At 71.1% G+C, this 26,780-nt stretch carries 27 protein-coding genes and 1 pseudogene; 16 read left to right on the top strand and 12 right to left on the bottom strand.

What is annotated here, in order from left to right:
* Nucleotides 1-465: 465 nt before the first annotated feature.
* Entirely contained in the window at nucleotides 466-1,239 is a 774-nt protein-coding gene (locus tag GFH49_RS34240) for a class I SAM-dependent methyltransferase (RefSeq protein WP_155060009.1), read from the top strand.
* Between the two features lie 130 nt (nucleotides 1,240-1,369).
* Nucleotides 1,370-2,254, top strand: a complete 885-nt coding sequence (locus tag GFH49_RS34245) for an RNA polymerase sigma factor SigF (protein WP_155059953.1) — start codon at nucleotides 1,370-1,372, stop codon at nucleotides 2,252-2,254.
* A 22-nt stretch (nucleotides 2,255-2,276) separates the two neighbouring features.
* Here the strand turns inward: GFH49_RS34245 and GFH49_RS34250 are convergent, their stop codons facing one another.
* Both GFH49_RS34250 and GFH49_RS34255 read right to left on the bottom strand, forming a co-directional pair.
* Complete coding sequence (locus tag GFH49_RS34250; RefSeq protein WP_155059954.1) at nucleotides 2,277-2,732, bottom strand: ATP-binding protein; 456 nt, start codon at nucleotides 2,730-2,732, stop codon at nucleotides 2,277-2,279.
* 42 nt (nucleotides 2,733-2,774) lie between these two features.
* Nucleotides 2,775-3,158: a DUF6777 domain-containing protein gene (locus tag GFH49_RS34255; RefSeq protein WP_155059955.1), complete on the bottom strand. Its 384-nt coding sequence runs from the start codon at nucleotides 3,156-3,158 to the stop codon at nucleotides 2,775-2,777.
* 23 nt (nucleotides 3,159-3,181) lie between these two features.
* Between GFH49_RS34255 and GFH49_RS34260 the strand changes: the two genes are divergently transcribed.
* Nucleotides 3,182-4,441, top strand: coding sequence for a streptophobe family protein (locus GFH49_RS34260; protein WP_155059956.1), 1,260 nt, complete (start codon nucleotides 3,182-3,184; stop codon nucleotides 4,439-4,441).
* A gap of 63 nt (nucleotides 4,442-4,504) precedes the next feature.
* Here GFH49_RS34260 and GFH49_RS34265 read toward each other — a convergent pair whose 3' ends face one another.
* Both GFH49_RS34265 and GFH49_RS34270 read right to left on the bottom strand, forming a co-directional pair.
* A complete protein-coding gene (locus GFH49_RS34265) occupies nucleotides 4,505-4,651 on the bottom strand; it encodes an FHA domain-containing protein (RefSeq protein ID WP_155059957.1) in 147 nt (48 codons plus the stop codon).
* Between the two features lie 46 nt (nucleotides 4,652-4,697).
* Nucleotides 4,698-5,108, bottom strand: coding sequence for a hypothetical protein (locus GFH49_RS34270; RefSeq protein WP_155059958.1), 411 nt, complete (start codon nucleotides 5,106-5,108; stop codon nucleotides 4,698-4,700).
* Between the two features lie 340 nt (nucleotides 5,109-5,448).
* Here GFH49_RS34270 and GFH49_RS34275 point away from each other — a divergent pair, with 340 nt between their 5' ends.
* Nucleotides 5,449-5,832 (top strand): nuclear transport factor 2 family protein, encoded by a 384-nt coding sequence (locus tag GFH49_RS34275; protein WP_155059959.1) that lies wholly within the window; start codon nucleotides 5,449-5,451, stop codon nucleotides 5,830-5,832.
* Between the two features lie 71 nt (nucleotides 5,833-5,903).
* A pseudogene (locus GFH49_RS40795) lies at nucleotides 5,904-6,180 on the top strand (DUF1905 domain-containing protein); the annotation flags it as partial.
* Nucleotides 6,181-6,331: 151 nt separating this feature from the next.
* Here the strand turns inward: GFH49_RS40795 and mgrA are convergent.
* Entirely contained in the window at nucleotides 6,332-7,324 is a 993-nt protein-coding gene (gene mgrA, locus GFH49_RS34285; protein ID WP_155059960.1) for an L-glyceraldehyde 3-phosphate reductase, read from the bottom strand.
* 117 nt (nucleotides 7,325-7,441) lie between these two features.
* Here mgrA and GFH49_RS34290 point away from each other — a divergent pair, with 117 nt between their 5' ends.
* Both GFH49_RS34290 and GFH49_RS34295 read left to right on the top strand, forming a co-directional pair.
* Nucleotides 7,442-8,329, top strand: a complete 888-nt coding sequence (locus GFH49_RS34290) for a LysR family transcriptional regulator (RefSeq protein ID WP_155059961.1) — start codon at nucleotides 7,442-7,444, stop codon at nucleotides 8,327-8,329.
* Between the two features lie 27 nt (nucleotides 8,330-8,356).
* Nucleotides 8,357-8,866, top strand: coding sequence for a mycothiol transferase (locus tag GFH49_RS34295; protein WP_155059962.1), 510 nt, complete (start codon nucleotides 8,357-8,359; stop codon nucleotides 8,864-8,866).
* A gap of 286 nt (nucleotides 8,867-9,152) precedes the next feature.
* On the opposite strand, the gene GFH49_RS34300 is transcribed toward GFH49_RS34295, so the two are convergent.
* Nucleotides 9,153-10,058 (bottom strand): aldo/keto reductase, encoded by a 906-nt coding sequence (locus GFH49_RS34300; RefSeq protein ID WP_196218215.1) that lies wholly within the window; start codon nucleotides 10,056-10,058, stop codon nucleotides 9,153-9,155.
* Nucleotides 10,059-10,094: 36 nt separating this feature from the next.
* Nucleotides 10,095-10,982 carry a glycoside hydrolase family 19 protein gene (locus GFH49_RS34305; protein WP_155059964.1) on the bottom strand — a complete coding sequence of 296 codons (888 nt, stop codon included), beginning with the start codon at nucleotides 10,980-10,982 and terminating at the stop codon, nucleotides 10,095-10,097.
* 380 nt (nucleotides 10,983-11,362) lie between these two features.
* Here GFH49_RS34305 and GFH49_RS34310 point away from each other — a divergent pair, with 380 nt between their 5' ends.
* Together GFH49_RS34310 and GFH49_RS34315 are read left to right on the top strand one after the other, a co-directional pair.
* On the top strand, nucleotides 11,363-11,803 hold the full coding sequence (locus GFH49_RS34310) for an SPW repeat protein (RefSeq protein WP_155059965.1): 441 nt from the start codon (nucleotides 11,363-11,365) through the stop codon (nucleotides 11,801-11,803).
* A 309-nt stretch (nucleotides 11,804-12,112) separates the two neighbouring features.
* Complete coding sequence (locus GFH49_RS34315) at nucleotides 12,113-12,376, top strand: GlsB/YeaQ/YmgE family stress response membrane protein (RefSeq protein ID WP_155059966.1); 264 nt, start codon at nucleotides 12,113-12,115, stop codon at nucleotides 12,374-12,376.
* 142 nt (nucleotides 12,377-12,518) lie between these two features.
* Here GFH49_RS34315 and GFH49_RS34320 read toward each other — a convergent pair whose 3' ends face one another.
* Nucleotides 12,519-13,475, bottom strand: coding sequence for an NAD-dependent epimerase/dehydratase family protein (locus GFH49_RS34320; protein WP_155059967.1), 957 nt, complete (start codon nucleotides 13,473-13,475; stop codon nucleotides 12,519-12,521).
* Between the two features lie 128 nt (nucleotides 13,476-13,603).
* On the opposite strand from GFH49_RS34320, the gene GFH49_RS34325 reads away from it, so the two are divergent.
* Nucleotides 13,604-14,311 carry a TetR/AcrR family transcriptional regulator gene (locus GFH49_RS34325; protein WP_155059968.1) on the top strand — a complete coding sequence of 236 codons (708 nt, stop codon included), beginning with the start codon at nucleotides 13,604-13,606 and terminating at the stop codon, nucleotides 14,309-14,311.
* Between the two features lie 29 nt (nucleotides 14,312-14,340).
* Here GFH49_RS34325 and GFH49_RS34330 read toward each other — a convergent pair whose 3' ends face one another.
* The gene (locus GFH49_RS34330) at nucleotides 14,341-15,117 is read right to left on the bottom strand and encodes a GNAT family N-acetyltransferase (protein ID WP_155060010.1); all 777 of its coding nucleotides are present in this window, start codon (nucleotides 15,115-15,117) and stop codon (nucleotides 14,341-14,343) included.
* Nucleotides 15,118-16,066: 949 nt separating this feature from the next.
* Here GFH49_RS34330 and GFH49_RS34335 point away from each other — a divergent pair.
* Nucleotides 16,067-16,552, top strand: coding sequence for a nucleoside deaminase (locus GFH49_RS34335; protein ID WP_155059969.1), 486 nt, complete (start codon nucleotides 16,067-16,069; stop codon nucleotides 16,550-16,552).
* 57 nt (nucleotides 16,553-16,609) lie between these two features.
* Here the strand turns inward: GFH49_RS34335 and GFH49_RS41310 are convergent, their stop codons facing one another.
* Nucleotides 16,610-17,263 carry a chaplin gene (locus tag GFH49_RS41310; RefSeq protein WP_155059970.1) on the bottom strand — a complete coding sequence of 218 codons (654 nt, stop codon included), beginning with the start codon at nucleotides 17,261-17,263 and terminating at the stop codon, nucleotides 16,610-16,612.
* Nucleotides 17,264-17,531: 268 nt separating this feature from the next.
* On the opposite strand from GFH49_RS41310, the gene GFH49_RS34345 reads away from it, so the two are divergent.
* From GFH49_RS34345 to GFH49_RS34355, 3 genes are all read left to right on the top strand, one after another.
* Complete coding sequence (locus GFH49_RS34345) at nucleotides 17,532-19,103, top strand: alpha/beta hydrolase (RefSeq protein ID WP_155059971.1); 1,572 nt, start codon at nucleotides 17,532-17,534, stop codon at nucleotides 19,101-19,103.
* Nucleotides 19,104-19,254: 151 nt separating this feature from the next.
* Nucleotides 19,255-20,349: a baeRF3 domain-containing protein gene (locus GFH49_RS34350; protein ID WP_155059972.1), complete on the top strand. Its 1,095-nt coding sequence runs from the start codon at nucleotides 19,255-19,257 to the stop codon at nucleotides 20,347-20,349.
* Nucleotides 20,350-20,412: 63 nt separating this feature from the next.
* Nucleotides 20,413-21,432: a Gfo/Idh/MocA family protein gene (locus tag GFH49_RS34355; RefSeq protein WP_155059973.1), complete on the top strand. Its 1,020-nt coding sequence runs from the start codon at nucleotides 20,413-20,415 to the stop codon at nucleotides 21,430-21,432.
* A gap of 39 nt (nucleotides 21,433-21,471) precedes the next feature.
* Here the strand turns inward: GFH49_RS34355 and GFH49_RS34360 are convergent, their stop codons facing one another.
* Complete coding sequence (locus GFH49_RS34360; protein ID WP_155059974.1) at nucleotides 21,472-21,885, bottom strand: SsgA family sporulation/cell division regulator; 414 nt, start codon at nucleotides 21,883-21,885, stop codon at nucleotides 21,472-21,474.
* Between the two features lie 400 nt (nucleotides 21,886-22,285).
* On the opposite strand from GFH49_RS34360, the gene GFH49_RS34365 reads away from it, so the two are divergent.
* Complete coding sequence (locus GFH49_RS34365; protein WP_155059975.1) at nucleotides 22,286-23,728, top strand: PP2C family protein-serine/threonine phosphatase; 1,443 nt, start codon at nucleotides 22,286-22,288, stop codon at nucleotides 23,726-23,728.
* Nucleotides 23,729-23,756: 28 nt separating this feature from the next.
* Here GFH49_RS34365 and GFH49_RS34370 read toward each other — a convergent pair whose 3' ends face one another.
* A complete protein-coding gene (locus GFH49_RS34370; RefSeq protein WP_155059976.1) occupies nucleotides 23,757-25,244 on the bottom strand; it encodes a DNA-binding protein NsdB in 1,488 nt (495 codons plus the stop codon).
* Nucleotides 25,245-25,487: 243 nt separating this feature from the next.
* On the opposite strand from GFH49_RS34370, the gene GFH49_RS34375 reads away from it, so the two are divergent.
* Nucleotides 25,488-26,627: an aminoglycoside phosphotransferase family protein gene (locus GFH49_RS34375; RefSeq protein WP_155059977.1), complete on the top strand. Its 1,140-nt coding sequence runs from the start codon at nucleotides 25,488-25,490 to the stop codon at nucleotides 26,625-26,627.
* Nucleotides 26,628-26,780 lie beyond the last annotated feature (153 nt).

Below are 26,780 nucleotides of genomic sequence, written 5' to 3' on the forward strand. Positions count from 1 at the left end.
TGCCGGGGTCCGGCCCGGCGCGGATGCCGGGGTCCGGCCCGGCGCGGATGCCGGGGTCCGGCCCGGCGCGGATGCGACGGGCGGGACAGGGCGGGCTGATGCTGGGCGGGCGGCGGTCTCCAGGCGCGTCTCCGACGGACGCTCGACCCGCGGGCGCTGGCCCGACGGGCGCTCAGCCTGGGGGCGTTCGACCGGCGGGCGCTGGCCCGCCGGGCGCTCAACCTGGGGGCGCTGGCCCGATAGGCGTTCGACCCGCGGGCGCTGAGCCTGCGGGTGATCGGCCGGTGGGCGCTCAGCCTGCGGGCGCTCAACCTGCGGGCGATCGGCCGGTGGGCGTAGAGGGAACACGCGGGCTTGGTTCGGCGCTTCGTTGCTCACCTACTCAGGCTAAATTCCCTCGACTCCACGGGAAGGGAGCAGCATTCTGCCCTGGGTGGAATCGCGGGGGCGGAAGGAACGGAAATGTTGCTGCGCGAGACATTCGACGAGGTGCCGGAGCTGTACGACCGGGCACGGCCCAGCTACCCCGACCGGCTGGTGTCCGAGCTGGCCCGCGCGACCGGCCTCGGCCCGGACAGCCGGGTCCTGGAGATCGGCCCCGGCACCGGCCAACTCACCCTCTCGATCGCCCAGTTCGGCTGCCGTATCACCGCCGTGGAACTGGGCCCCGCCCTGGCGGCCATGGCCCGGCGCAAACTGGCGGCGTTCCCGCTGGTCGACGTGGAGGTGGCGGACTTCGAGCGCTGGCAGCCGCCGCACGAGCCCTTCGACCTCGTGGTCTGTGCGACCGCGTTCCACTGGATCGACCCGGCCCTGGGGGTGCGGAAGGCCGCGGACTTGCTGCGCCCGGGCGGCCGTTTCGCGCTGATCACCACCGAGCACGTGGCGGGCGGCACCATCGACTTCTTCGCGCGCGCCCAACGCTGCTACGAACGCTGGGACCCGGCCACACCGCCCGGGGTGCGTCTGCGGGACGCGTCCCAGATCACCACCGACATCGGCGAGTTGCAGCGCTCGGCCCGCTTCGAGACGGTGGAGGAAACCCGGCATCTGCGGGACATCACATACTCCGCCGATCAGTACATCGACGTACTGCTGACCTATTCAGGCCACCGCGCACTCCACGACACCGCCCGGCAGGGGCTGTTGACCTGCATCCGGGAGCTGATCGAGAGCCAGTACGGAGGCAGCGTCACCAAGAGCTACCTGCACGAGCTGTTCATCGCGGCCCGTCGCTGAACTCATCTGCCCCTCACCCCTCAATTTCCGCCGCCCGGCGGCCCGATGGGCATGCGTCGCGCGGACCGGGGTACCCGCCTGTCGAGGACCGAGGCACATTCGCAGGTGACCTGGGTGGGGAGAGGACGACATGGACACCGCCGTGATGCGGTCGGAGGCAGAGGTCGAGCAGACCGCCGGGACCAGCACGGGGATCGGACCACTGCCGGACATCAAGAACCCGCGGACCATGGCTCCGCGGGACGCGCGGGAATTGTCCCGCCAGTTCTTCCAGCGCCTGTCGGAACTCGACGAGGGCACACACGCTCACCAGTACGCGCGCAACACGCTCATCGAGATGAACATGTCCCTCGTGCGGTTCGCGGCCGGCCGGTTCCGGGGCCGCGGGAACGACATGGAGGACATCGTCCAGACCGGGATGATCGGCCTGATCAAGGCCATCGACCGGTTCGAACTCAGCCGCGAGGTGGAGTTCACGTCGTTTGCCTTGCCGTACATCGTCGGTGAGATCAAGCGCTTCTTCCGGGACACCACGTGGGCGGTGCACGTGCCGCGCCGGCTTCAGGAACTGCGCGTCGACCTGGCCAAGGCGCGCGACGAACTCGCCGGCCGGCTCGACCGGGAGCCGACTGTCGCCGAACTCGCCACGCTCATGAACATCGACGAGGACGAGGTGATCGAGGCTCAGGTCGCCGCCAACGGCTACAACTCCGCGTCGCTGGACGCCGCGCTCACCGGCGACGGCCCGGAGGGCGGGGAGGCGGTGCTCGCCGACTTCATCGGCGTCGAGGAGGACGGGCTGCGGCTCGTCGAGGACTGCCAGTCGCTCGCCCCGCTCATGGCCGAACTCAGCGAGCGGGACCGGCAGATCATCCACATGCGGTTCGTGGAGGAGGCCACACAGGCGGAGATCGGCGCCCGGCTGGGCTGCTCCCAGATGCATGTGTCCCGGCTGATCAAGCGAATCATCACGCGGTTGCGCCAGGGCATGCTGGGCGAGTTGGGCTGCGCCTGACCTCACCGGCGGGTGCCGCCGGTCACCCGCCGCTCAGGCCCACCACGACGCGGACCCGCTTGCCGACCGGCACACGTTCGACGGCGACCTCCGTCGCCAGGGCGTGCACTATCTCCAGCCCGTGCCTGCCCACGCGCTCGGGATCCCGGGGGAAGCGCCGGGGCAGCGCGGCGCTGCTGTCGTAGACGCACACCGTCACCGCGGTGTCGGTGCCTTCCAGGTCCAGGATGTACGGCCCGCCGCTGTGCCGGTCCGCGTTGGTGACCAGTTCGCTCACCACCAGGAGCACGGCTCCCTCGGCCCGCTCGTCGATCTCGGCGCACCACTCGGTCCTGAGCTGGTCGAGGAAGAACGCGGCGAAGGACCGTGCCTCGGCGATGCATCCGGGATCGCCGGTGTAGTGTGCCGCCCGCCGTAGCGGCTCCACGGGCACGTCGAAACCAGTCGTTACCACTGCCCCGTCCAGGTTGTCGATCATGCGTTTCTCTCTCGGAAGCCGGGCCGGCCGGACGCTGCTGCATCAGTGCTCGTACCCCGAGTGGCGCGCGGCAGTCCCCGCAACCGCACAGCCGGTCAGCTGGTGGGCGCTTCCGGCGTGTTCCTCGGGTCCGACGCCAGTGACCTTCGCGTCGCAGGGCGACTGCGAGACCGGCGTCGACACGCTCACCCAGGGCGAGGGCCGGGCCTGCGGGGCGGTCTTCCGGTCCTTCTCGCCGGTGTCACCGCGGTGCCGGGCGAATCCGTCGCCGCGCTCGGGGTCGTACACGACGAAGATGGTGATGACCGTCGTCGGGGGAGAGACCATGACCACGTTCGAAGGCCGGTACGACGGCCAGGTGTCGCCCGTCTGCTGGGGCGTCGTCCGCAAGCCGACGCGGACGGGCCTCCCGGCGGGCGGTCCCACCGGCTCCTGCTTAGCGTGGCAGCGTGAGCGCTCGTACCCCCTGCGGCCAGGCGGTCGCCCGCCACGGCTGGGTCCAGGCCGCCGCCGTGGTGCTGGCCGGGCTGTTCGCGATGGGAGTGACGGCCACCCTCGGCCTGTGGGCGGCCGGCGCGACCGGCCTGCCGGACGGCGCGTTCCCGCGGGTCGTGGCGGCGACGGTCGTCACGGCCGTCGGCGGCACCGTCGAACTGTCGGGTGACGCCGGGGGCTTCGCCGACACCTCGGCAGACCTCACCGTGATCCCGCTGTCCGTCACGCTGGTCGGGGCCCTCACCCTCGCCGCCGGTTTCCTGCGGCCGCTGCGGCACCGGGCGGTGGCAGATGTCCGGGAGCCGACGGGCTGGGCCGGCCGGATCGCCGCGCTGTGGGTACTGGGTCTGCTCGGCCTCGCCCTCGCCGCGCGCCAGACCTTCACGATCACCTTCGGGGACGACACACTCGGAGAGCTCAGCGACCTCTTCGGCGTCTCGCCGCGGGTCGGCTTCGAGACGGATGTACCGCTGACGCTCGTGGTCGGCCTGCTGTGGCTGGCCGGTGTGCTGCTGCTGGCACAGCTCGCCGCACGCGGCGCACCGCTGCCGCCCCGGCTGCTGCGCTTGCGGGCGTCGGTACGCCCGGCCGCGTACGCCATGGTCGTCCTGCTTCTCTCCTGCGTCGCTCTCGGCCTCGTCATCGCCGTCGTCACCGCCGCGACACGCGGGCATGTCGCGGAGACCTTCGCCGTGATCCTGCTCGGTCTGCCGAACCTGGTCTGGCTCACCTTCACCATCGGCCTCGGCGCGACCTGGAAGGGGCAGGTGGAGGGGCCGTTCGGGCTGCCGATGCCCCATCTGCTCGACGAGGTGCTGCGCGGTCCGGACGTCTCCACCCTCAACCTGCGCACGCTTGCCGAGCAGGACGGCCGGGTGTGGTGGCTCGTGGTCGTCGACGCCGTACTGCTGCTGGCCGTCGCGTTCCTGATGGCGGCCCGCTCGCCGCGCCGGGTGCGGGCCTGGCAGCACGCGGTGCACCTGGCGGTCGCACTCGGCCTCACCGTCCTCATGATCTGCCTCGTCGCCCGGATCTCCGCGCACTTCGGCCTGTCCGTACTCGGCATCGGCGACCTGGGCGGCGACCTCGGCGGGGAGCTGCTGCTGCGGCCGGAGTTGTGGTCGGCGCTGGGGCCGGCGCTGCTGTGGGGGCTGGTGGCGGGTTTCCTCGGCGCGTTGCCGGCACGGCGGGTGCGGCAGCGCGGACAGGCGTGACGCCGTCCTTCGTCTGCGGCGGCGTCGTGGCTGGTCGCGCCGCGGTACCGCGCGAGGGGCCGTTCAGGAGAAGCGGGCATCGTCGATGACGATGTCGCTCAATGGATCGCGCCCGACGTGGTACTCGCGGTCCGGACTCCTCGCCGGGGAGCGGGTGTCGGTCTCCAGGACGAGTTCAGACGCCGTCAGCGCGACCGGCCACTCCGCCATGCCGGAATTCTTGCGATTCGTTCATCATGCGCTCGACGCGGAGGCTTCAGGCGACCGGCGCGAACAGGGCCGCGGCGGTCCGCTGCATACGCAGGGCGTCCACGGACTCCGCCAGCAGCTCGTACTCGGTGGTGTCGTCACTGACCGCCACCCGGATTAATCGCCCCTCGGCCAACGCCTCGGCGATGAGCTGCTGTTGGACCACGTCACGGCACCAGCCGCGGAGTACGGCGGGCACGTCTGCCACCGTGTCGGCCACCGGCACGAGCGCGCCGGGCGGCAGGTGCTCGGCCTCGGGCTGCGGATCCAGCCGGTCGGCGATCCAGGAGGCACGGTCACGCAGCCACCACAGGGCGAGGGCGAGCGTGGGGGCCCGATAGGTGCCCAGGGGTACTCCGATACGCCGGCCGCCGCAGGTGCCGTACGCCGTGACATGGCACAGGAATTCGTCGTGCACGATCCACTCCCCGTTTGTTCCGCTCGCCTGCCGGCCTTTCCTCGCTTTCCTGCGGCTCTGGTGCTGTGCGCGGCTCATGCGCTGTGCGTGACGGATGCTTCGCCGACTGTGAAGGTCCTGAAGTTGAGTATGTTCACTACTGAATCACTGTCACCATGAATTTCCGGCCAGTCTCCTGGCATATTCACCCCGGCTCTTGGCCGAAAGATGACGGCGCGGCCTTTACCCGAGGGGTAATCGACGGTTCCCTCCGAGCCGGGCATCGTTGCGGTACCGGGTCACCGCGACCGCGATCCGGGTTCTGACCAGCAAGTACGACCTCGATGGAGGATGATCCCGCATGCCCGCGAACACCGACCGTCACGAAAGCGCCGTCGCCCGCTACTTCGAGGCCTGGAACGCCGCCGAGCCGGAGGAGCTGGCCAAAGCGGTCGCCGCCGCCTGGGCCGCGGACGGCGGCTACACCGACCCGCTCGCCGACGTCAGCGGGCACGAGCAGATCACGGCCGTGATCGCGGCGGCCCATGAGCAGTTCCCCGGTTTCGCCTTCCGGCTGCTGGGCGCCGTCGACGGGCACCACGACACGGCGCGCTTCTCCTGGGAGCTGGTGAGCCAGGCCGACGGATCGGCGCCGGTCGCCGGCTTCGATGTGATCACGCTGGACGCGGACGGCCGCATCCGGTCCGTGCTGGGCTTTCTGGACCGGGTGCCCGCCGGGGCATGAGGCCCGCGATGAGTTCCTCCGCTCGCGGTGGTCTTCTCGGTACGGGGACCACCGCGAGCGGAGGCGGCACCATGACCACGGCCACCCCGCTGGACGAGGAATTCACCGCCGTCCTGCGCAAGAGCCCGAAGGACAGCGGCTGGACCTGTCTCGTCTGGCCGCGGAGCGTCGAGTTCTTCGGCACCCGGGGACTCGTCAAGGTCCGCGGCACGATCGGCGGACACCCTTCCCGCAGCTCGTTCATGGCCCTGGGCACGCACAAGCTGCCCGTCAAGGCCGACCCTGCGCAAGGCCCTCGGGAAAGCCGAGGGCGACACGGTGACCAGGCTTGTTCGGCTGCCCTTCCGTGCAACCCTCAACCGGACGGGCCCCGGTGGGATCCGACGTCAGCCCTCCGGGGACCGGGCCGTCCGGGACGATGCGCAGGAGGACCGGGCACGCTCCACGCCTGCGCCCCGGAGGTGGCGGCCCGCCTCCGGGAGGCCGTCCGGCAAGCGGCTCACGGCTTGACGACCGCGTCGATCCTGGCCAGCTCGTCCGCCTCGAAGTCGAGGTTACGGATGGCTCCGACGCTGTCCTCGATCTGCTGCGGACTGCTCGCACCGACGAGGGCGGACGTCACCCGGCCGCCGCGCAGCACCCAGGCCAGCGCCATCTGGGCCAGCGTCTGGCCGCGTGACTTCGCGATCTCGTCGAGGGCGCGCAGCTTGACCACGAGGTCCTCGGTGACCGCGTCGGAGTGCAGGAAGGGGCTGTCGCTCGCGGCCCGCGAGTCCTCCGGGATGCCGTCGAGGTAGCGGGCGCTCAGCACGCCCTGCTCCAGCGGCGAGAAGACGATGGAGCCGACCTGCAGCTCGTCGAGGGCGTCCAGCAGGCCCTCGTCCTCGGGGCGGCGGTCGAGCATCGAGTAGCGCGGCTGGTGGATCAGCAGCGGGGTGCCCAGCTCACCGAGGATGCGGGCGGCCTCCCGGGTCTGCTCCGCCGAGTAGTTGGAGACGCCCACATACAGCGCCTTGCCCTGCTGCACCGCCGAGTGCAGGGCACCCATCGTCTCCTCCAGGGGAGTCTCCGGGTCGGGGCGGTGCGAGTAGAAGACGTCGACGTAGTCCAGGCCCATACGGGCGAGGGACTGGTCGAGCGAGGACAGCAGGTACTTGCGGGAGCCCCACTCGCCGTACGGGCCGGGCCACATCAGGTATCCGGCCTTGGTGGAGATGACCAGCTCGTCGCGGTAGGCCGCGAAGTCCGCCTTCAGGGCCTCGCCGAGGGCAAGCTCGGCGGCGCCGGGCGGCGGGCCGTAGTTGTTCGCCAGGTCGAAGTGGGTGACGCCGAGGTCGAAGGCGCGGCGCAGGATGGCGCGCTGCGTCTCGACCGGCCGGTCCGGACCGAAGTTGTGCCACAGGCCGAGCGACAGAACGGGCAGCCGCAGGCCGCTGCGTCCGGTGCGCCGGTAGGGCATGTCCGCGTAGCGGTCGGGGTGTGCGGTGTACAACGCGACTCCAGAGGGGTTGGCGCGGTTTCCTGACTACCTTTGTCCACTCTTTCGCGACCTGGGGGCATTGGTCCAACAGAAGAATCCGATGGAATTGAGCGGATAGGCTTCTCAGTCATGGAACTGCGCCACCTTCAGCACTTTGTCGCGGTCGCCGAGGACCGGCACTTCACCCGTGCCGCCGAGCGTCTGCTGGTGTCCCAGTCCGGTCTGTCCGCCTCCATCCGGGCCCTGGAGCGGGAGTTGCAGACCCCGCTGTTCGTGCGGACGACGCGCCGGGTGACGCTCACGCCCGCCGGACGGGCGCTGCTGGGCGAGGCGGAGCGGATCCTCGCCCAGGTACGGGCGGCCCATGAGGCGGTGGCCGCGGTGCAGGGCGTACTGCGCGGCATGCTGGCGCTCGGGTCGGAGCAGTGCATCGCCGGGGTGCATGTGGCCGGGCTGCTCGCCGCCTTCCGGGGCCGCCACCCGGACGTGGAGATCTGTCTGCGGCAGGCGGGGTCGGGCGCGCTGGCGGAGGAGGTCGCGGCGGGGCGCCTGGATCTGGCGTTCGCCGTCCGCACGGCGGGCGAGGACACCGAGCAACTGCGTGCCGTCCCGCTGACCAGCGAGCCGATGACGGTGCTGTGCCATCCCAGCCACCGGCTGGCGGCGTCCGGGATGGCCGTGACCCTGGAGGAGCTCGGCGGCGAGGTCTTCGTCGACTTCCACCCGGACTGGGGTCCGCGTCGCACCACCGACGCCGCGTTCGCCGACGCGGGCGTGCGGCGGACGGTCGCCCTGGAGGTGAACGACGTGCACAGCCTGCTGGACCTGGTGGACGAGAACCTCGGCATCGCCGTCGTACCGCGGCATTTCCGGTGCAAGCGCGAGTCGCTGACGGCCCTGTCGGTGAAGGACACCGACGAGATCGTGTACGAGACGGTCACCCTGCTGCCCCCTGCTCAGGCCACCAGCCCGGCGGCCCGCGCGCTGATGGCTCTGCTGGAAACAGAGGGCGCGTGACGGACGGCGATGCGCGATGGTGGAGACATGCATGCCAAGGACATCCTCATCGACGCGTACGGCCGCATCCAGGAAGAAGTCCACGCCGCCGTCGAGGGCCTCGGCCCCGACGACCTCAACGCCCGGCCCTCCGCCGACGCCAACTCCATCACCTGGCTCGTCTGGCATCTGACCCGCATCCAGGACGACCACATCTCCGACGCCTTCGGGCTCGACCAGGTGTGGCTCACCCAGGACTGGCAGAAGACCTTCGGTCTCGACCTGCCGCGCCACGACACCGGGTACGGCCACACCTCCCCGAAGGTCGCGAAGGTGCGGGTCGACTCCGGTGACCTGCTGACCGGCTACTACGACGCCGTGCATGAGCAGACGCTCGGGGCGCTGCGCGAGCTGGCCGCCAAGGATCTGGAGCGCATCGTGGACGAGCGCTGGGATCCGCCGGTCAGCCTGGGCGTCCGGCTGGTCAGCGTCCTGTCCGACGATCTTGAGCATGTCGGACAGGCCGCCTACATCCGCGGGCTGCTTCAGAGCGGGTAGCCCGGCAGGACGACGTCCTCGATGAGGGCCTCGCGCTCGTCACCCGGCTGCCGGAACGAACGGAACGGCGGGTGCGGCCGGCCTCGTGACGAATCTCGCGCTACGAGGGGACGCTCAACACCACGGCGGCGATCTGCCGCGGCTCCCCTTTCTCGTGCGGCGGTGAGCGGTGGCGGCGACCGCCGCTGCGAGCCGAGGGTGTCACCGAAGCTTGCGCCGGTCAGCTGGGCGCTGTGAAGGGCCGTCGAAGGACCGCTGTCCGGTGCTCGATTCGACGAGCTGATGCTCAAGTCGCCTTGGCCCGGAAGGCGTTGAGGCAGGCCAGCTCCTCCTCTGTGAGCCGGAGCGCGCCCGCCGACACGTTCTGGACGAGGTGGTCCGGGTTGCCGGTGCCGGGGATGGCGAGCACATGCGGGCCCTGTTGCAGCGTCCAGGCGATCCGGACCTGCGCGGGGCTCACGCCGTGCGCCCGGGCGACGGCGAGCACCTCATCCTCGTGACTGTCGCCGGCACCCTGCTCCCGGCCGTCTCCGGCCACGGCGTAGAACGGCACGAACGCGATGCCCTGTTCACCGCAGAGCCGCAGGAGTTCGTCGGTCGCGGAGTCGGCGAAGGCGATGCCGTAGGGGTTCTGCACGCACACCACCGGCGCGATGGCCTGCGCCTCGGCGAGGTGGCGGGGTTCGACGGCGGAGATGCCGAGATGCCGGATCAGGCCCGCCGTACGGAGTTCGGCGAGCGCGCCGAAGTGTTCGGCGATCGAGTCCTGCCGCATACGGCGCAGGTATACGACGTCGAGGTGGTCGCGGCCCAGCTGGCGCAGGTTCTCCTCGACATGGCCGCGCAGCTGGTCGGGCCTGGCCGAGGTGGCCCACCCGCCGCCGTACTCGCGATGGGGGCCGACCTTCGTGGCGATCACCAGGTCGTCCGGGTACGGCGACAGCGCGCTGTTGATCAGCTCGTTGGCGGAGCGCAGCGAGGAGAAGTAGAAGGCGGCCGTGTCGATGTGGTTGACGCCGATATCAACTGCCTTGTGCAGCACGGCGATCGACCGCTTGCGATCGCTCGGTGTACCGAGGTGGAAGGCGGCACTGCCCGTCAGCCGCATGGCACCAAGGCCGATGCGGCTGACGGGCAGGTCACCGAGGGTCCAGGTGCCCGCAGCCTGCGCGGTGATCGTGTCCGAGGTCATCGGCGGAGTCTCGCACAAGCCTCCGGGCCTTCGGCGTCAGCAGTAGAGGTTGCCGCCGGGCGGGACGCCGAGGATCGAGGTGAAGCGGTTGTAGTTGTCGACACGGCTCTGCACCTGGGCCGGGTTCTTGCCGTCGCACTCCAGGGAGCCGTTGATGGACCGGATCGTCTGGCCGAAGCCGGCCTGGTTGACCATGGCGTTGTGCGGGGTCATGGTGCCGGGGCCGGTCTGGGTGTTCCAGTACCACAGGCCCGTCTTCCAGGCCACGGACGCGTCGTTCTGCACCAGCCAGGGGTTGCCCAGCAGATCGAGGCCGAGCGCGTCGCCCGCCGCCTTGTAGTTGAAGTTCCAGGACAGCTGGATCGGGCCGCGCCCGTAGTAGGCGGCCTGGCCGGCCGGGCAGCCGTAGGGCTGGTTCCAGTCGCAGTAGTGCGGATAGTTGGCCTGGTTCTGCTCGACGATGTGGACCAGACCGCCGGTCTCGTGGCTGACGTTGGCGAGGAAGGCGGCGGCCTCCTGCTTCTTCACCGTGTCGCTGCCGGTGTCGGCAAAGCCGGGGTAGGCGCTCAGCGCGGCGGTCAAACCGCTGTACGTGTAGAACGAATTCCGGTTCGGGAACATCTGGTTGAACTGGGCCTCGCTCACCACGAAGGCGGCGGCGGGCGTGTCGGAGCCGCTGCAGGCGTACGGCTCCCAGTACCAGGTGCTGATGGTGGGGTCGTAGCCCGGGTTGGCGTGCTCGGCGATGTACGCCTTGCCGTCGGTGTAGCGGACGATGTCCCCGGCGTTGTAGGACCGTCCGGCCGTCCAACTCGGGTAGCTGGAGCAGGCGGCGGCGGACGCTTCGGCGGCCGGGAGGAGCACCGGCACGCTGACGGCGAGGGCGAGAGCAGTCAGTACGGCGGAGATACGGCGCCTCGACACAGGATCAACTCCTTTGCGAAGCACGGCCGACCCCGGCAAGGCAGGGCGAAGCAGAGCCTCGTGCGCACGCGCCGGCGGGGCCGGCCACGGCGTGGGGGCGGCCGTGGTGGGGGGTGTGGAGGCACACTCAACCGCTTTGGTATGTACCAGTCAAGGGTGTAGACCAGTCGACGATTCCTCACCGCCCTCACCGCCCTCACCGCCCTCACCGCCCTCACCGCCCCCGCAAGGTGTCGCCGCGGGCCGGGCGGGGTGTGGCCGCCAGGGCGAACCGGCACCACTACACATAAGGAAGAAATAAGCGCAGAATGTATGTACGCGGCGCTTACCGCATACCGCACCAGACGCGGTCAGGCCTGTGAAGTCAAAGGAGACGAGTCATGGCCAACGTCTCGCCCACCAGAGGTGACATAACGAGTCACCCTGATGTAACCGAAATGCGGGACCGCTACGCCCGCATGCTCGGCGGTCGTGATGTGGCGCTCGTGGACGGACCGGTGTTCCTGCTCGGTCTGTACTGCGCTGTATCCCCCTGGATAGTCCACTACACGAACAGCCAGCCCGATCTCGTGCCCCACAACCTCGTGATCGGCATCGCGATCGGCCTGCTGGCCCTCGGATTCACCCGCGCTCCGGAACGCATGTACGGCCTGAGCTGGGCCTTCAGCGCGCTCGGCGTGTGGATGATCATCTCGCCGTGGATCGTTGGCGACAGCCCCGATGCCGGCGTCGTGTGGAACAACATCGTCATCGGCGCCCTGGCCGTGCTCCTGGGGCTGATGTGCGCCGGTACGGCGGCGAGGAGCGCCCCGAAGCCGTAGACACCGCATGGAAGGAACGAGTACCCGGCCGGTCCGCGTCGCGCGGACCGGCCTTTACGCCGCCCTGCCGGTCTCCAGGAGCGACGAACCGGACCTCCGGCCCCGGACCCGACGCCGATGCCGGACGGGACGGACCCGGCGGACTCCAGGGACCCCGTCACCCCGGTCACTCCCGACCCCCCGGACACTGCCGGCACGCCGGCTCCGGACGCCATGCCCCAGGCTGCGTAACGCCGGCGCCGGAGTGGACTGTCTCCGCCCGCAGCGGGAACTTGCTCAGCAACGGGGTCCTGACAAAGAGGGGCGGAAATGGAGATCTCGGGCATCATCAGTGCCATCGTCATCGGCATCATCATCGGCGTCCTGGGGCGACTCGTCGTCCCGGGTCGCCAGCGCATTGGAATCCTGTGGACGATCCTCGTCGGCATCGTGGCCGCGCTGATCGGTTCGGCGATCGCAGCCGCGTTCGACGTGGCCGACACGGACGGCGTCGACTGGGTCGAGTGGCTCATCCAGACCGGCCTGGCCGCGGTAGGCGTGGCCGCGCTGGACCGGACGAAGGTGCGCCGCTGAGAGGCGGCTCCCGGAAGGGACAACGCTGTCGGGACGCGGCTGCTTCTTGAGGCTGCCAGGCTGCCGCAGCCGCGTCCCGCGCAATGACGCGCGCTGGTCCATGCACGGCGGAGGGCGGACACGGCCGCCGGCGACTCGCACCTCACAGGCTCGCGAGCCACTCCCGGTACCAGGTCACCGTCGCCTCCACCGTCTCCTCCAGCGGCGCCGGAGCCACGCCGAAGGCCCGCTCGAAGGCCGAGGAGTCCATGATCTGGGGCTCGGTGTGCTGGTAGAACATCTCCGCGTACTCGGCCATGAACTGCTCGTCGAAAGGGCCGAAGGGGCGGGGCTCGCCGACCGTCACGAGGTTCAGCGGGCGGCCCACCCGCCGCTCGATCATGGTGAGGATCTCGCGGGTGCTGACCGCGGGCGCCGTGGGCAGATGCCAGACACGGCCGTCGCCCTCGGGGTGCTCGCCGAGGGTCGCGAGGCCCGCGGCCACGTCGGCGATGCTCGTGTAGCTGTGCGGCAGGTCGATGTCGCCGATCCCGGGGACCTCACCGCCGGTGAGCGCCGCGGGGAACACCGCCCCGCCGAGGGTGGAGCCGACCACGCCGGGGCCCACGAAGTCGGCGGATCGCGCCAGGACGACCCTGGCGCGGCCCTCGCGGTACGCGGCGAGGTACTTCTCGTCGAGTTCGGCACGCATCCGGCCCTTACGGGTCGTCGCCTTCCACGGGGTGTCCTCGGTCATCACCGCTCCCCCGGTCTCGCCGTACGGATACAGCGTGTCGAGTACGACCAGCCGCGCGCCGGAGGCCTCGACGGCACCGAGGACGGCGTCCTGGATGCGGGGCATCACCTCGACCTGGAGGTGATAGCCGACGTTGACGCAGTGGTACACGACAGCGGCACCGGCTATGGCCTCGCGTGCTCCGTCGGCCGTGCCGACGTCGACGGCGTACCGCTCGACTCCCTCGATCACGGGTCCGTCGCCCTTGCGGTCGACGAGACGCACGGAGTGGCCGCGGCGTACCAGTTCGCGGGCGAGCGCCGTTCCCGCGGGGCCTGAGCCAAGGACGGTGTGCAGGACGCGGGGCTCCTGAGTGCCGGTCATGATGAATCCCTTCTCGTGATGCTCTATTGCTGTTGTTAGAGACTGTAACTCTTACGATAGAGCATCACAAGAGTGGGGTACGCGGACCTTCGTTAGGGTGTGTCGCGACGTCGGGAAGGGAGTCGACCGTGGCCGGGAGCACACAGAGCCCGAGGGCGCGTTATCGCGAGCAGACGCGCGCGGAGATCAAGGAGATCGCGCTCCGGCAGCTGGCCGAGGGCGGTACGGGGGCCGTGGCGCTGACGCGGATCGCCAAGGAGGTGGGCCTGTCGGGCCCGGCCCTCTACCGCTACTTCGACAGCCGGGACGCCCTGCTCACCGACCTGATCCGGGACGCGTACGCCGATCTGGCCTCCGCGGCCGCCAAGGCCGCGGACACGCTGCCCGCGACCACCTCACCGCGGGCCCGGCTGCACGCCCTGGCGACGGCGTGCCGGGGCTGGGCGGTCGCGCAGCCGCACCGCTATCTGCTGATCCAGGGCACGCCCGTGCCCGGGTACACCGCGCCCCCGGAGACGGTCGACAGCGCGCGGGCGGTACTCGCGCCGTTCCTGCCCGCCTTCGAGGGGGCGGAGCCGTCGCCGGCCGTGCGGCCCGTAGTGGCGCAGATGCACGTCTGGGCCGACGCGGACACGCCGGTATCGGCATGGGTACGCCTCAATGCGCCCACCGTCGACCAAGGCACCGCGCTGGCGGGTGCCGTACTCGCCTGGTCGCACATGCACGGGGTGGTCGGCCTGGAGGTGTCCGGCCAGTTCGACGGCATGGGGCACGACGGAGCCACCCTGCTCACGGCCCAAATGGACGCGCTGGCGGACACGTTCGGCCTGAGCTGAGGGCCTGACCTGACCGACGAGGCGCGCTCTTACGGCACGTACGCGTACGGCGTCGTGGTGCTCAGCGGCTGGAAGCCCAGCCGTTCGAGGATCGGGCGGCTCCGGCTCATGGCGTCGACCTGGAGATACCGGTAGCCACGATCCACCGCGGCCCGCGCCCGGTGGGCGACCAGCGCACGGTAGATGCCGCGCCCACGCCACTCCTCGACGGTGCCGCCGCCCCACAGCCCGGCGAACCGGGTGCCCGGCACCATCTCCATCCGGGCCGCGCTCACCGGCGTGTCACCGGCAAGGGCGACCACGGCGACGACCGACTCGGGGTCGTCCGTGAGCCGGGCGAGCAACTGGTGCCGCATCCGGGACCCGTCCGTGCCGAACGCCTTCTCGTGCACGTCCGCGACGAGGTCGACGCCGGCCCGGTCGGTCACGGGAAGGACGCGGATGCCCTCGGGCGGCTCGGCGTCGAGGGTCAGATCGGCGACCTCGCCGATCATCAGCGTCTCCTCCGGCTGGGCCGTGAACCCGGCGTCCCGGAGCCGCTGCCCCAGGTCGACGGGCAGGTCGTGACCGTAGAGCTTCCACTCGAACTCGCGGCCGAGGCCGGAGAAGTACGCGATCTGCCCGGCTATCGCCTCATCCGCGCTCGCCTCGTCCAGGTCGGACCACACGACGCCGTTCCAGCCCTGCGGCGAGGACACTTGGCGCACCACACGCCCGGCCCGCTCGACCCGGGCGTCGGGAGCGTCCGGTTGAGCGCCTTCGCGCATGTCCCGGTCGAACAGGGCGAGTACACCGGCATGATCCATGTGCTCACTCCAGCACCAGGATGCCCGAGTGGCAACCGCTTTGCCGCTCCAGTGCAACCGCTTTACCGCTCCGCTACGGCCCGACGCGCCGCTCACCGCGCCCCAACACGCGCTCAGCCAGTGGCGGTTGCAAGCCAAGCCTTCGCTCCGGGCCTGGATGCCGTCGACGTGGCCACGCAGGATGCGGCGGTCCCCGGGAGGGGAGAGGCAGTCGGAGGGCTGCAGGACCTCGTCGGATCCGGAGACGAACGGCAGGATCGCGCGGATCGTCTCCGTGACCGGGCCCGAGTCCGTCGACCCGCGTATCTGCCGCCCGTCCGGGGTGCGTGCGGTCGCGCGGATGCGCGGCTTCCCGGGTGAGGCGCCGGGCACCCGGCTGTGCTGCTGGTGTTCGGAGCGGCCACGGTCGCCGGGATCCGGGTCATCGGGCCGCCCGTCGCACGCTCGCGCCCCGCTGGAGCACCGCGTTGCGGCGGCGTTGGGCGCCGCCGCGGCTCGCCGAGGCACCGACCGCCGCTGCCGCGGCCAGTCGCTGTGCCCGCCGGTCGTGGCGGTGCTGCCGGCGCGGGTGAGCCTGGTGGCGGTGCCGTGGCCGCACCCGCGGCCGGCGCTGCGGGGCGCCTCGTTCGGCTGGGCGCCCACGCTGGTCCAGACCGCCCCCTCGCGGCTGGGTGCGGCCCGGGCGGGCGTGGCCACCACACCACAGACGACGGCCACCACGCGGGCATCGCGGCCGGTTCGCTCACCGGCGGTGTCCTCCTGGAGAACGCGCGAGCCCGGTCCCTGTCCTGGACCGCGCTGCCGCAGATGCCGGCCGCGCTCGCCGCGGTGGCGCTCGGCCGACGGCACCGGCGTGCGCACCTCGCCCGCGACGGCACGCCTTCCCGGCCGCGCGGCGCCGGACATAGGCTGCGGCGTGAAGATCACGTCGCGGGAGAGGTCGTACACCATGGTCGTGAAGGAGACCGAGCTGCCGTATCTGCGCCGCTGTGTGGAGCTGGCGGCCGAGGCGCTGCGGGCCGGTGACGAGCCGTTCGGGTCGGTCCTGGTGGACGCGGGCGGCGCGGTGCTCGCCGAGGACCACAACCGGGTGGCCTCCGGCGACCGCACGCGACACCCCGAGTTGGAGCTGGCGCGCTGGTCCGCGGCGCATATGACCGCGCAGGAGCGGGCCGCCGCCACCGTGTACACCTCCGGCGAGCACTGCCCGATGTGCGCGGCCGCGCACGCGTGGGTGGGCCTCGGCCGCATCGTGTACGTCGCCTCGTCCGACCAACTCGCCTCGTGGCTGGCCGAGTTCAACGTGCCCGCGCCTCCGGTGCGGACGCTGCCCGTCAACGAGGTCGCGCCCGGCGTGGCGGTGGCCGGCCCGGTGCCCGAACTGACCGCGGAAGTACGGGAGTTGCACCGGAGTTTCCACCGAGGGCGCGGCTGACACGCGGCCCCACCGGGCACGGGTCCGGTGGGGCCGTCCGTCACCGGGACGTCCCGGTCAGTGAGCGGCCTCGGCGCGGAAACGCCGGTACAGGACGGCTCCGCCCAGCATCAGAGCCGCGCTGCCCGCGACCGCGGGGAGCATCCCGCCGGATCCCGTGTCGGCGAGGGCCGCCGCGGGGGCCCGCGAAGCGGGCGGGATGACCTCGGGAGGTGTGTCCGGCGCCGCCGGCCTGGGGGCCGGGTGCGTCGACGGGCGGTCGGGCCGGTCGGGCCGGTCGCCGGAGGTGTTCACGGACTCGTTGCCGGTGGCGGCGTTGCCGGCGCCGACCACGTTCACGGTGTTGCCGCTGACGTTCACCGGGAGGTGGACCGGGACCTGCACAGCGTTGCCGGACAACAGACCCGGCGAATCCTTTCCGCGGCTCTCCGCGGCGGCCCCGCCGGGCTTCCCGCCCCGTGTCCCGCCCCCGCTCTCGTTGGCGCACTCGTTGCCCGCCGCCGGATTGAGGAGCCCCACCACGTTCACGGTGTTCCCGCACACGTTCACCGGCACGTGCACCGGGAACTGGATGGTGTTGCCGGAGATCAGCCCGGGCGAGCCGATTGCGGCACCCTCGGCCGCGGAGTCGGCGTACGCAGGCACTGTCACTGCCATCGCGCCGGACGCGGCGACGACGGCGATCACACCGTTTCGGGTAACCCGTCTCATAGGTTCCCTGCCTTCCAGACATGGTCGCGGGCAGTCGCCCGCACCGGATAAAACGCAGGTGAACCATCCGAGTTATGGCTTATCGGCCTTTCACCCCATCGAGCGGCACAGTTATCGAACTGTCGGCAAAGCCGACCTATGCGTCGAGGGCGCACAGGGTAGGGCGCCGCACGCGATCCCGCTCGCCCGGAGGCGTGGGTTCCGACGGCCGCCTATCGTGATCGGAGGCGCTGATTCCGGTCCCCGGCGGGCGCCTCTGGAGGCATGGATGCTGGCCAAGCTGACGACGCGCCTCACGGTCCGGCGCTCCACGCTCACCGGCGCGGTCGGGCTGGCCGTGCTGGCGGCGGGGCTGCCGGCGGTGGCCGTACGCGACACCGAGTCCGACCTGACGCGGTTCTACCGGCAGAAGGTCGTGTGGACGAAGTGCGAGAGCAAGTCGATGCCGAAGGATCTCCAGTGCGGCAAGGTCACCGTCCCCCTCGACTACGCGAAGCCGAAGTCCGGCACGCTCGACCTGGCCCTCGCCCGCTACCGGGCCACCGGCGAGTCGCGTGGCTCGGTGGTGCTGAACTTCGGCGGCCCCGGCGGCCCCGGCGTCCCCGAACTCGCTTTCGGCGGCGACGAATTCATGGAACTGACGGACGGCTACGACGTGGTCTCCTTCGACCCGCGCGGCGTCGGCAGATCCTCCCCGGTCAGCTGCGGCGACGCCGCCGACGCGGCCTCGGAGGCGATGGACACGGACACGGACCTCACCGACGACCCGCAATCGGTCCTCAGGCAGTTGAAGCAGGCCGCCACCCAGTGCGCGAAGCACTCCGGCCCCGTGCTCCCCCACATCGGCACCGTGGACGCCTCCCGCGACCTGGACGTCATACGCCAGGCCCTCGGCGACAAGAAGCTCAACTACCTCGGTTTCTCCTACGGCACCCGGCTCGGCGCCGTGTACGCGGCGCAGTTCCCGGACAAGGTCGGCCGACTGGCCCTCGACGGCGTGGACACGCTCACGGAGCCGCTGACCGAGCAGGCCCTCGTGGGCGCGCAAGGGCAGCAGACCGCGCTGGACGCCTTCGTCGCGTGGTGCGCCGAGGGCGATGTCGCCTGTCCGCTCGGGACCGACTCCCGCACGGCCCGGGAAAACGTCGTGACGCTCGTCGAGTCGCTCGACGAGGATCCGGTGCCGACCGACTTCGGCGACTCCTTCACGGGGCAGGACCTCGTCGCCGCCCTCAGCCAGGCCCTCTACAGCAAGGACATGTGGCCCACGCTGGAACGTGCCATCGCCTCGCTCGTCGAGGACGGCGACGCCCGGGGCCTGCTCGCCCTCACCGGCGGCGGCTTGGCCCGGGGCGACGACGGCGATCTCACGGACGAGGAGGACGTCCCCTTCGACAACCTGCCGGCCGCCTTGATGGCGATCAACTGCGCGGACGACCCCGACCGCCCGACCGCCGACTGGATCACGAGGAACCTCGGCCGGCTGCGCACCGAGTACGAGAAGGCCTCACCGGTCTTCGGCGAGTACCGCCTCACCGAGGTGCTGATGTGCTACGGCCGCCCCAAGGGCACCGACTTCATCCGCAAGCAGGTCCGGGACGTCGACACCCCGAGGATGCTCCTCGTGGGCACCCGCGGCGACCCGGCGACGCCGTACCGCTGGACCACGGAGACGGCGAGGCGGCTGGGCTCCTCGGCCGTGGTGCTCGACAACAGGGGCGAGGGACACACCGGGTACGCCTCCTCCGAGTGCGTGCACGAGAAGGTCGACGACTTCCTGCTGTACGGCTCCCTGCCCGCCAGCGGCAGTTCCTGCGGCTCCGATGACGACGACGGCTGACGGCCGGGTCAGAACCCGACCGGGTCCGACGCGCTCGGGCACGTCATGCAATGCCCACCGCCCACGCCCGCGAGCCAACAGCGGATCACCCCTCATGCCTGGCCGAGTTACCCCGAGTGCCCGATTGGTGAATCGGGCCTATCGTGCTGATATGGAGCACGCACTCAGCCCCGCGACCCTCACCGAGCTGCGCCGTCCGCGCCCCTATCCGGCGGTGTCCGTGCTGACGCCGACGCACCGCCGTGAACCGGAGAAGGCCCAGGACCCGGTGCGGCTGCGCAATGTCGTGGCCGCGGCCAAGAAGCAGCTGGAGTCCGATCCCGCGGTCAGCCGGGACCGGCGTGCCGACGTCGAACGACAGCTCGACCAGGCCCTCGCCGAAGTCGACCTCACGCATACCGAGGACGGCCTGGTGATCTTCGCCGCACCGGGTGAGCACCAGGTGTGGTCGCTCGCCCGTCCGGTGCCCGAGCGGGTGGTGCTGGCCGACACCTTCCTGACCCGCAACCTCGTCTCGGCGCAGGCGGCCGAGCGCCCGTTCTGGGTGCTGTCGGTCTCCGCCGACCGAGTCTCGCTGTGGAACGGCGGTACGGACCGGGTCGCCGAGGTCCGCGCCGGCGGCTTCCCGCTGAACCGGTCCTTCGACAACTTCGACGCCGAGCGGCAGGAGCGGATCGGCGATCTGCCGAGCACCTTCCGCGACGAGGGCATCCGCCACTTCCTGCGCGACGCCGACACCGCGATGAGCGCGGTCCTCAAGGACGACGCGCGCCCGCTGTACATCACCGGCGAGCAGGCAGCCCTGTCCGCGCTGGACGAGATCGGAACGGTGACCAAAGAGGCGGTGCACATCGCGCACGGCGGCCTCGCACACGGCACGCACGAAGCCGTCTGGCAGGCGGTCCGGCCGATCGTCGCCGCCCAGGACCGCAAGAGCAGCGACGAGGTCGCGCGGGAACTCGAATCGGCGCGCGGGCGGCGGGCGTTCGCGGCGGGCCTGGACGAGGTCTGGCAGAACGCCCGCGAGGCCCGGGTGCGACTGCTCGCCGTAGAGGAGAACTACCGGGCGACGGTCCGCGACGACGGCGAGCACCTCGTCCCGGCCGAGAGCGGCGACCTCGACGCCCGCGAGGACATCGTGGACGAGATCGTCGAGCAGTGCCTGGAGACCGGCGCCGAGGTCCGCTTCGTACCGGACGGCACTCTGCGGGACGCCGCCGGGATCGCGGGAGTGCTGCGCTACTGACGCTCCGGTGCCTGGCGCGTCTACGCTGCGCCGAGGACGGTCGGCGACAAAGGGAGCGCGTACGTGGGTGACCTGTTGGGCGTGGCGGTACTGGGTGCCGGGCACATGGGGGCGGACCACATACGTCGGCTCGCGTGCATGGTGAGCGGGGCGCGTGTCGCCGCCGTGGCCGACCCCGACACCGCGCGGGCGAAGGAGGCGGCGGCCGGGATCGACGGGGTGGCGGTGCACGCGGAGACGGCGGCCGCGCTCGACGCGCCGGGCGTCGACGCCGTACTGATCGCCTCGCCCGGACCGGCACACGAGGAGGCCCTGCTCGCGGCGTTCTCGCGGCGGCTTCCGGTGCTGTGCGAGAAGCCCATGGTGCCGGACTCGACCGGCGCGCTCCGCGTCGTGGAGGCGGAGGCACGACTCGGGCGGCGGCTGGCCCAGGTCGGGTTCATGCGGCGGTACGACGCCGAGTACCGACGGCTCAAGTCGCTGCTGGACGGCGGGCGGTTGGGGCGTCCGCTGATGCTGCACTGCACCCACCGCAACGTGTCCTCCCCGCCGGGCTTCACCTCCGCGATGCTGATCAACAGCTCCGTCTCGCACGAGATCGACGCCGCCCGCTGGCTGCTCGGCCAGGAGCTGACCGCGGTGACCGTGCTGCGTCCGCGGTCCGCCGCCGGCGCCCCCGAAGGGCTGCTGGACCCGCAGTTCGTGCTCTTCGAGACCGAGCACGGCGCTCTTGTCGACGTGGAGGTCTTCGTCAACTGCGGCTTCGGCTACCAGGTGCGCTGTGAGGCCGTCTGCGAGCGGGGCAGCGCCCGGATCGGCGAGGGCCGCACCATGCTCGTCACCACCGGCGGCAGTGCCCGCGAAGAGGTCGCGCAGGACTACCTCGTACGGTTCTCGGACGCCTACGACCGCGAGGTGCGGTCCTGGGTCGACGCCACCCGGCAGGGCCGGGTCACCGGCCCCTCCGCCTGGGACGGCTACGCGGCTTCCGTGGCCGCCGAGGCCGGGGTCCGGTCCCTGGAGACCGGCCACCGCACGACCGTGGAACTCGCCCCATGCCCGGACCTGTACGCCGGCCGCTGACGCTGGGGGCGCGCACGCCTCGCCGCCCCTCTCGCACACTCAGACACTCCCGAACAGCGCGCTCAGTCCCCGGTCGACGGCATCGCCGACGTCCTCCTGCCCCGACGCGACCACGGCGAACGTCCGCAGCAGGAAGCGACGCAGGGCGGGCGTGGGGAACTGGAGCAGCGCCAGCCCGTACAGCGAGTGGAGTTCCATGACCGTCCGGTCCCGGCCGCACGGCCAGATGTGCACGTCGCCGCCGCCCGCCGGGCCGCGCAGACCGTCCTCCAGCAACGCGCGCCCGAAGGTCCAGGTGACGCTCTCACCGTCGAGGGCGGCCTCGGGCGGGAAGTCGATGTGCACGGCCAGCGGGTCCGCGGAGGTGTAGCGAAGCGTGGCGGAAACAGGGAGTTCCTCCTCCTCGGCGGTGATGAGGAGGGCGCGTGCGGGCTGTTCGAGGCTGATGTCCATGGTCGGTCTCCACTCGGGTGAGAGGTCGGCCGGTTGTGCCGGTGTCTCTTACGACCCCGCAGATGCCGTTTGCATTACGGGAAACCGGAAATCAACGGCGTGACCTGCATCACATTCGAGCGATCATCCCGCCCATAGAACAGACGCACGTCGAACACGTAATTGAGCGCCCATCCGAACCCGTCGACCATCAGTCAAGTCGCGTACGCCGCCTACGACTTGCCCCTTCGGCAACGTACTTCATTCGCGCCACGCACGCGCGCTCTGAAGACTGTGGCATATGCCAGGAGCATCGCCGTATCGTGTGTTGCCAAATCCCTTACAGCGCGTCGCGGGCTGTGCAACAGTCGTAACGGTCCCTCCGCCCGCCTTGGTCGTACTGTCCCCCTCGGAGTGCCTGATGCCGTCCCATCTCTCTGCGGACCGCCCAGCCGCCCAGCCGCCCGGTCGCGGCTCGGTCGACGCGCTCATATCGCAGACGCGGCGGCTCAAGGGTGACGTGGACGCCGTACGGCGGGACGCCCAGAGCGAGGGATCGGATCCGCAGGACCGATGGCAGCGCGCCCTGTACGACCTGGCACTGCATCAACTCAACGACCTGGACGCCCACTTGGCGCAGCTGCGGGAGGGCCCGCCGCCCGTGCCCAAGGCGCCGGAGCCGGTGTCCACGGTCCGTGCCGTGCCGCCCGCTCCCCGGCGCGGCTCGCTGCTCAGCCGGGTCGGCAGCGCCGAGTGGAACCTGCTGACGGACGAGGCCACCTGGTCCGGTGAGCTCTTCCAGATCCTGGGCCGCGACCCCGCGGCTCCCCCGCTCACCCTCGACGAACTGCCGTCCCTGGTACTCGACGAGGACCGGCCGAAGCTGACGGCGATGGTCACCGACTGTCTCGTCGACGCGATGCCGATCGACGGGGAGTTCCGTGTCGTGCGCCCCGACGGCGACGTACGGACCGTGCACATGATGGGCGAGCCCGTGCTCGACACCGACGGCAGCACCGCCTCGATGTGGGCCGTGCTGCGCGACGTCAGCGAACTGCGGCGCAGCCAGCGGGCGGTGAGCGAGACCCGTGACTCGCTGCAACGCCACCGGCAGCATGCGCAGACCGAGCACCGGCTGGCGGTCGAGTTGCAGGAGGCCGTGCTGCCGCCGTGGCGCGGTTCCCTGCGGCTCCCGCACCAGGGCGCCGAGAGCCTGGACCTCGCGGCCCACTACCTCCCTTCGTCGACGAGCGCACTGATCGGCGGCGACTGGTACGACGCGCTGCAACTGGCCGACGGTGACACGCTGTTGAGCGTGGGCGACCTCACGGGACACGGCGTCGCCGTGACGTCCGGCATGGCGATGCTGCTGGGCGCGCTGCGCGGGATGGCGATGGCGGGCACCGAGCCCGGCCAGCTGATGTCCTGGCTCAACCAGTTGCTCGACGCCACCGTGCAGCCGGCCCTGGGCAGCGCCGTCTGCTGCCGCTACCGTCCCGGGACCCGCACGCTGGTGTGGGCGCAAGCAGGACACCCCGCCCCGCTGCTGTTCCGCAACGGGACGGGGCGCTCACTGGACGCACCGGACGGCGTCCTGCTCGGCGCGACCTCGGGTGCCGGCTACGAGCAGGCCGAAGTGCCCCTCGACGCGGGCGACCTGCTGGTGCTGTACACCGACGGGCTGGTGCCAGGGCGCAGCCGCGAGGAGGCGGTGCATCGGCTCCTCGACCTGGCTCCCCGTTTCGGCGAGGCGCGCACCGCACAGGACTGCGTACGGACGGTCGTGGAGGAGTTGGGCGAGTTCGAGCGCGAGGACGACGCCTGCGTGCTCATCGCCCGAGTGGCCGGTTGGGTGGCCGACTGAACCGAACAAACAACAGTGGCACGGGCGCCTATGCCCGTGTGCTCTTGCCGCCCTTCGGTTTCGGCAGCGCGAGCTCGATCTCCTCCCGGAGTTCACTGATCCTCGGATAGCTGGAGTACTCGGCGGTGAGCCGGTACATCTGGCGGAGCCGGTCCCAGGTGCGATGGGAGGAGTTGGAGCCCATCGACATCAGGGCCAACCGCGCGTACCTGTCGGCCTGTTCGGGGTCGTCGGAGATGAAGCAGGCGGAGGCCATGGACAGATAGTCGAAGATCTTCGACCGCTGTCGCCCGTCGACCCGCAGGGCCAGGGCCTTCTCCGCGTAGTGCTGGGCGTGCACGGCCGCGCCCGGCTCGTGCTCGGCCAGCGTGCGGTAGGCCAGGGCCTGCATGCCGTACAGGTCCTCCTCCTTGAACATCTGCATCCAGCTCGGTGGCGGCACGTCGCCCCGGTCGGAGACGAAGAGATCCTCCGCCTGTCCGAGGGTGCGGCGCATCGCCTGCCCCTTGCCCATCGACGCCTGTGCCCAGGCCTCGATGGTGTGGAGCATCGCCCGGGTGCGCGGCAGCACCTCTTCGCCGGAGCCGGACTGGGCGAGCTTCATGAGGTCGAGTGCGTCGTCGGGCCGGCCCAGGTGCACCATCTGGCGAGCCGCTCGGGAGAGCGCCTCCCCGGCACGGGGCCGGTCGCCGCCCTCACGGGCCGCATGGGCGGCGATGACGAAGTACTTCTGGGCCGTGGGCTCCAGGCCGACGTCGTGCGACATCCAGCCCGCGAGGACGGCGAGGTTGGCGGCGACGCCCCACAGGCGCCGCTGGAGGTGGTCGGGGTGACGGTAGGCGAGCATGCCGCCCACTTCGTTGAGCTGACCCACGACGGCCTTGCGTTGCAGCCCGCCGCCGCGGGCCGCGTCCCAGGCTCGGAACACCTCGACCGAGCGCTCCAGTTCCTCGATCTCCTGGGACCCGATGGGGGCGGCCTCATAGCGGTCGAACCCAGCGGGGTCGGCGTGCAAGGGATTGTCGAGGTCGGGAGCGTCGGCCGAGAGGGTCGGATCGGTGTGCAGCCAGTCGTGCATGGCGCTGCTGAGTGCTGATCCCGCGGCGAGCGCGGCACCCGCGCCCACCAAGCCGCGTCGGTTGAGCATAAGGTCCATTCCCGTGAATTCGGTGAGGACCGCGGCGGTCCGTTCGGGCGCCCACGGCACACCGTCGGGATGTTCCACACTCCCGCCGCCCTGCCGTTTCCCCGTACGCCCGTGCCGGACCAGACCGAGGTCCTCGATGGTCACGACACGGCCGAGACGCTCTGTGAACAGGGCCGCCAGCACCCGCGGCACGGGATCGCGCGGGATCTCTCCCATGTCGATCCAACGCCGCACCCGGGAGGTGTCGGTCGACAGCTGGGGGTGGCCCATGGCCGCCGCCTGCCGGTTGACCAGCCTCGCGAGTTCGCCCTTGGACCAGCCGGCCATGCCGAACAGGTCCGCCAGGCGGGTGTTGGGTTCTCCGCTCACGTCAAGCCCCCAGGTTCTCGGCTGAGTTGACAGTAGCCCGGTGAGAGTTGCCGGGCGACTATTCGCCAGGGTTCGCCAGGGTGCGCCAGATGGTGTGCCACTGGGCATCGGGTGTCAGGTAGGAACGCGCCACCCCGACCCGGTCGCCAGTTGAACATCGGGCACATTCCCCAGGGTGCACCCGAGGGGCCGGGCCGGGTAGCGCATCGACGTCGCAGGCACACGAAGGGATCTGTTCCGCCCATGTACGCAGCATCATCTTCCGTGTCCGCCCCGCCCCGGTCGCTGCGTCCCCGCCCCGCGGGCAGCGGCCCCTACCTCGACCCCGCGCGTCCCGCGCCTCCCCGGCTCGGAGCGGGCCGGCCGCCGCGCGCCGCGGGCGTCGGCACCCAACCGCTCAGCGGGAGACTCGACTTGTCCGGCCCTCAGGGCACGCAGCTGCGTACGGCGGTCGCGTCGGTGCATCGCATCTGCCCGGAGTTCGCTCCGGTCCAGGTCCTGCGCCGCAGCGGGCGATCCGTCCTCCTGGTGGGGACGACAGGGCGCAGCACGGCCGTCGCGAAGTGTTTACTGGACCACTCCCCAGCATGGGCCGAGCGCATCCGGCACGAAATAGCTGCATACCGCTCGTTCGTCCGGCACCGCCCGCCCGTGCGGGTGCCCCGGCTGATCGCGGCGGACCCGGACAGCTGCACGCTCGTGATCGAGCGGATGCCGGGGCGGGTGGCGGCCTTCCAGCGGCACCCGGCCGAGGCCCCGCCGCGCGCGGACATCAGGGCGGCACTCGGCGCGATCTGCCGGCTCAACGCCTGGCGGCCGCCCGCGGGCACGTTCGACGCACCGCTGGACTACGCGGCGCGCATCTCCCGGTACCACGAGCTGGGTCTGCTCACCGACCGGGACATGGGTGACCTGCAGAAGCTGGTGCACGGCATCGCGCAAACGGCGGGACGGCAGGGCATGGGCCAGTTCTGCCACGGCGACGCGCTGCTGTCGAACATCCTCCTGTCACCGGCCGGTCCAGTGCTGGTGGACTGGGAGCACGCGGGCTGGTACCTGCCCGGATACGACCTGGCGACGCTGTGGTCGGTCCTCGGGGACGCACCGGTGGCCCGGCGGCAGATCAGCCAGATCGCACAGTCGGCTGGACCGGCCTCGCGGGACGCCTTCCTGGTGAACCTGATGCTCGTCCTGACGCGTGAGATCCGTACCTACGAGACGGCCGTGCAGCGTTCGATGCACGACGCGACCCCGGCGGCACCGGGAGTGGCCCACCCGGGTGCTGCGCCGTCCGGCGAGGAACAGCGGCTGCTGCTCAGGCGGCTGCACGACGACTGCCAGCTGGCCCGACGGGCCGTACGCGCGGCGGTCGGTACTCGCTGACGGGGACGGCGGTCCGCGGTACGCCCGGAACATCGGCGTACCGCGGATCTTCGTATGTGCGGGATCGCTGCGCGACGGCGCGCACCCATGGACTCCGCCGCCACGAAACTCCGCACACCCTAGGATTACATGATAAATCACCCCTCTCTGGGC

Source organism: Streptomyces blattellae (assembly GCF_009709555.1).
GTDB classification, from domain to species: Bacteria; Actinomycetota; Actinomycetes; order Streptomycetales; family Streptomycetaceae; genus Streptomyces; species Streptomyces blattellae.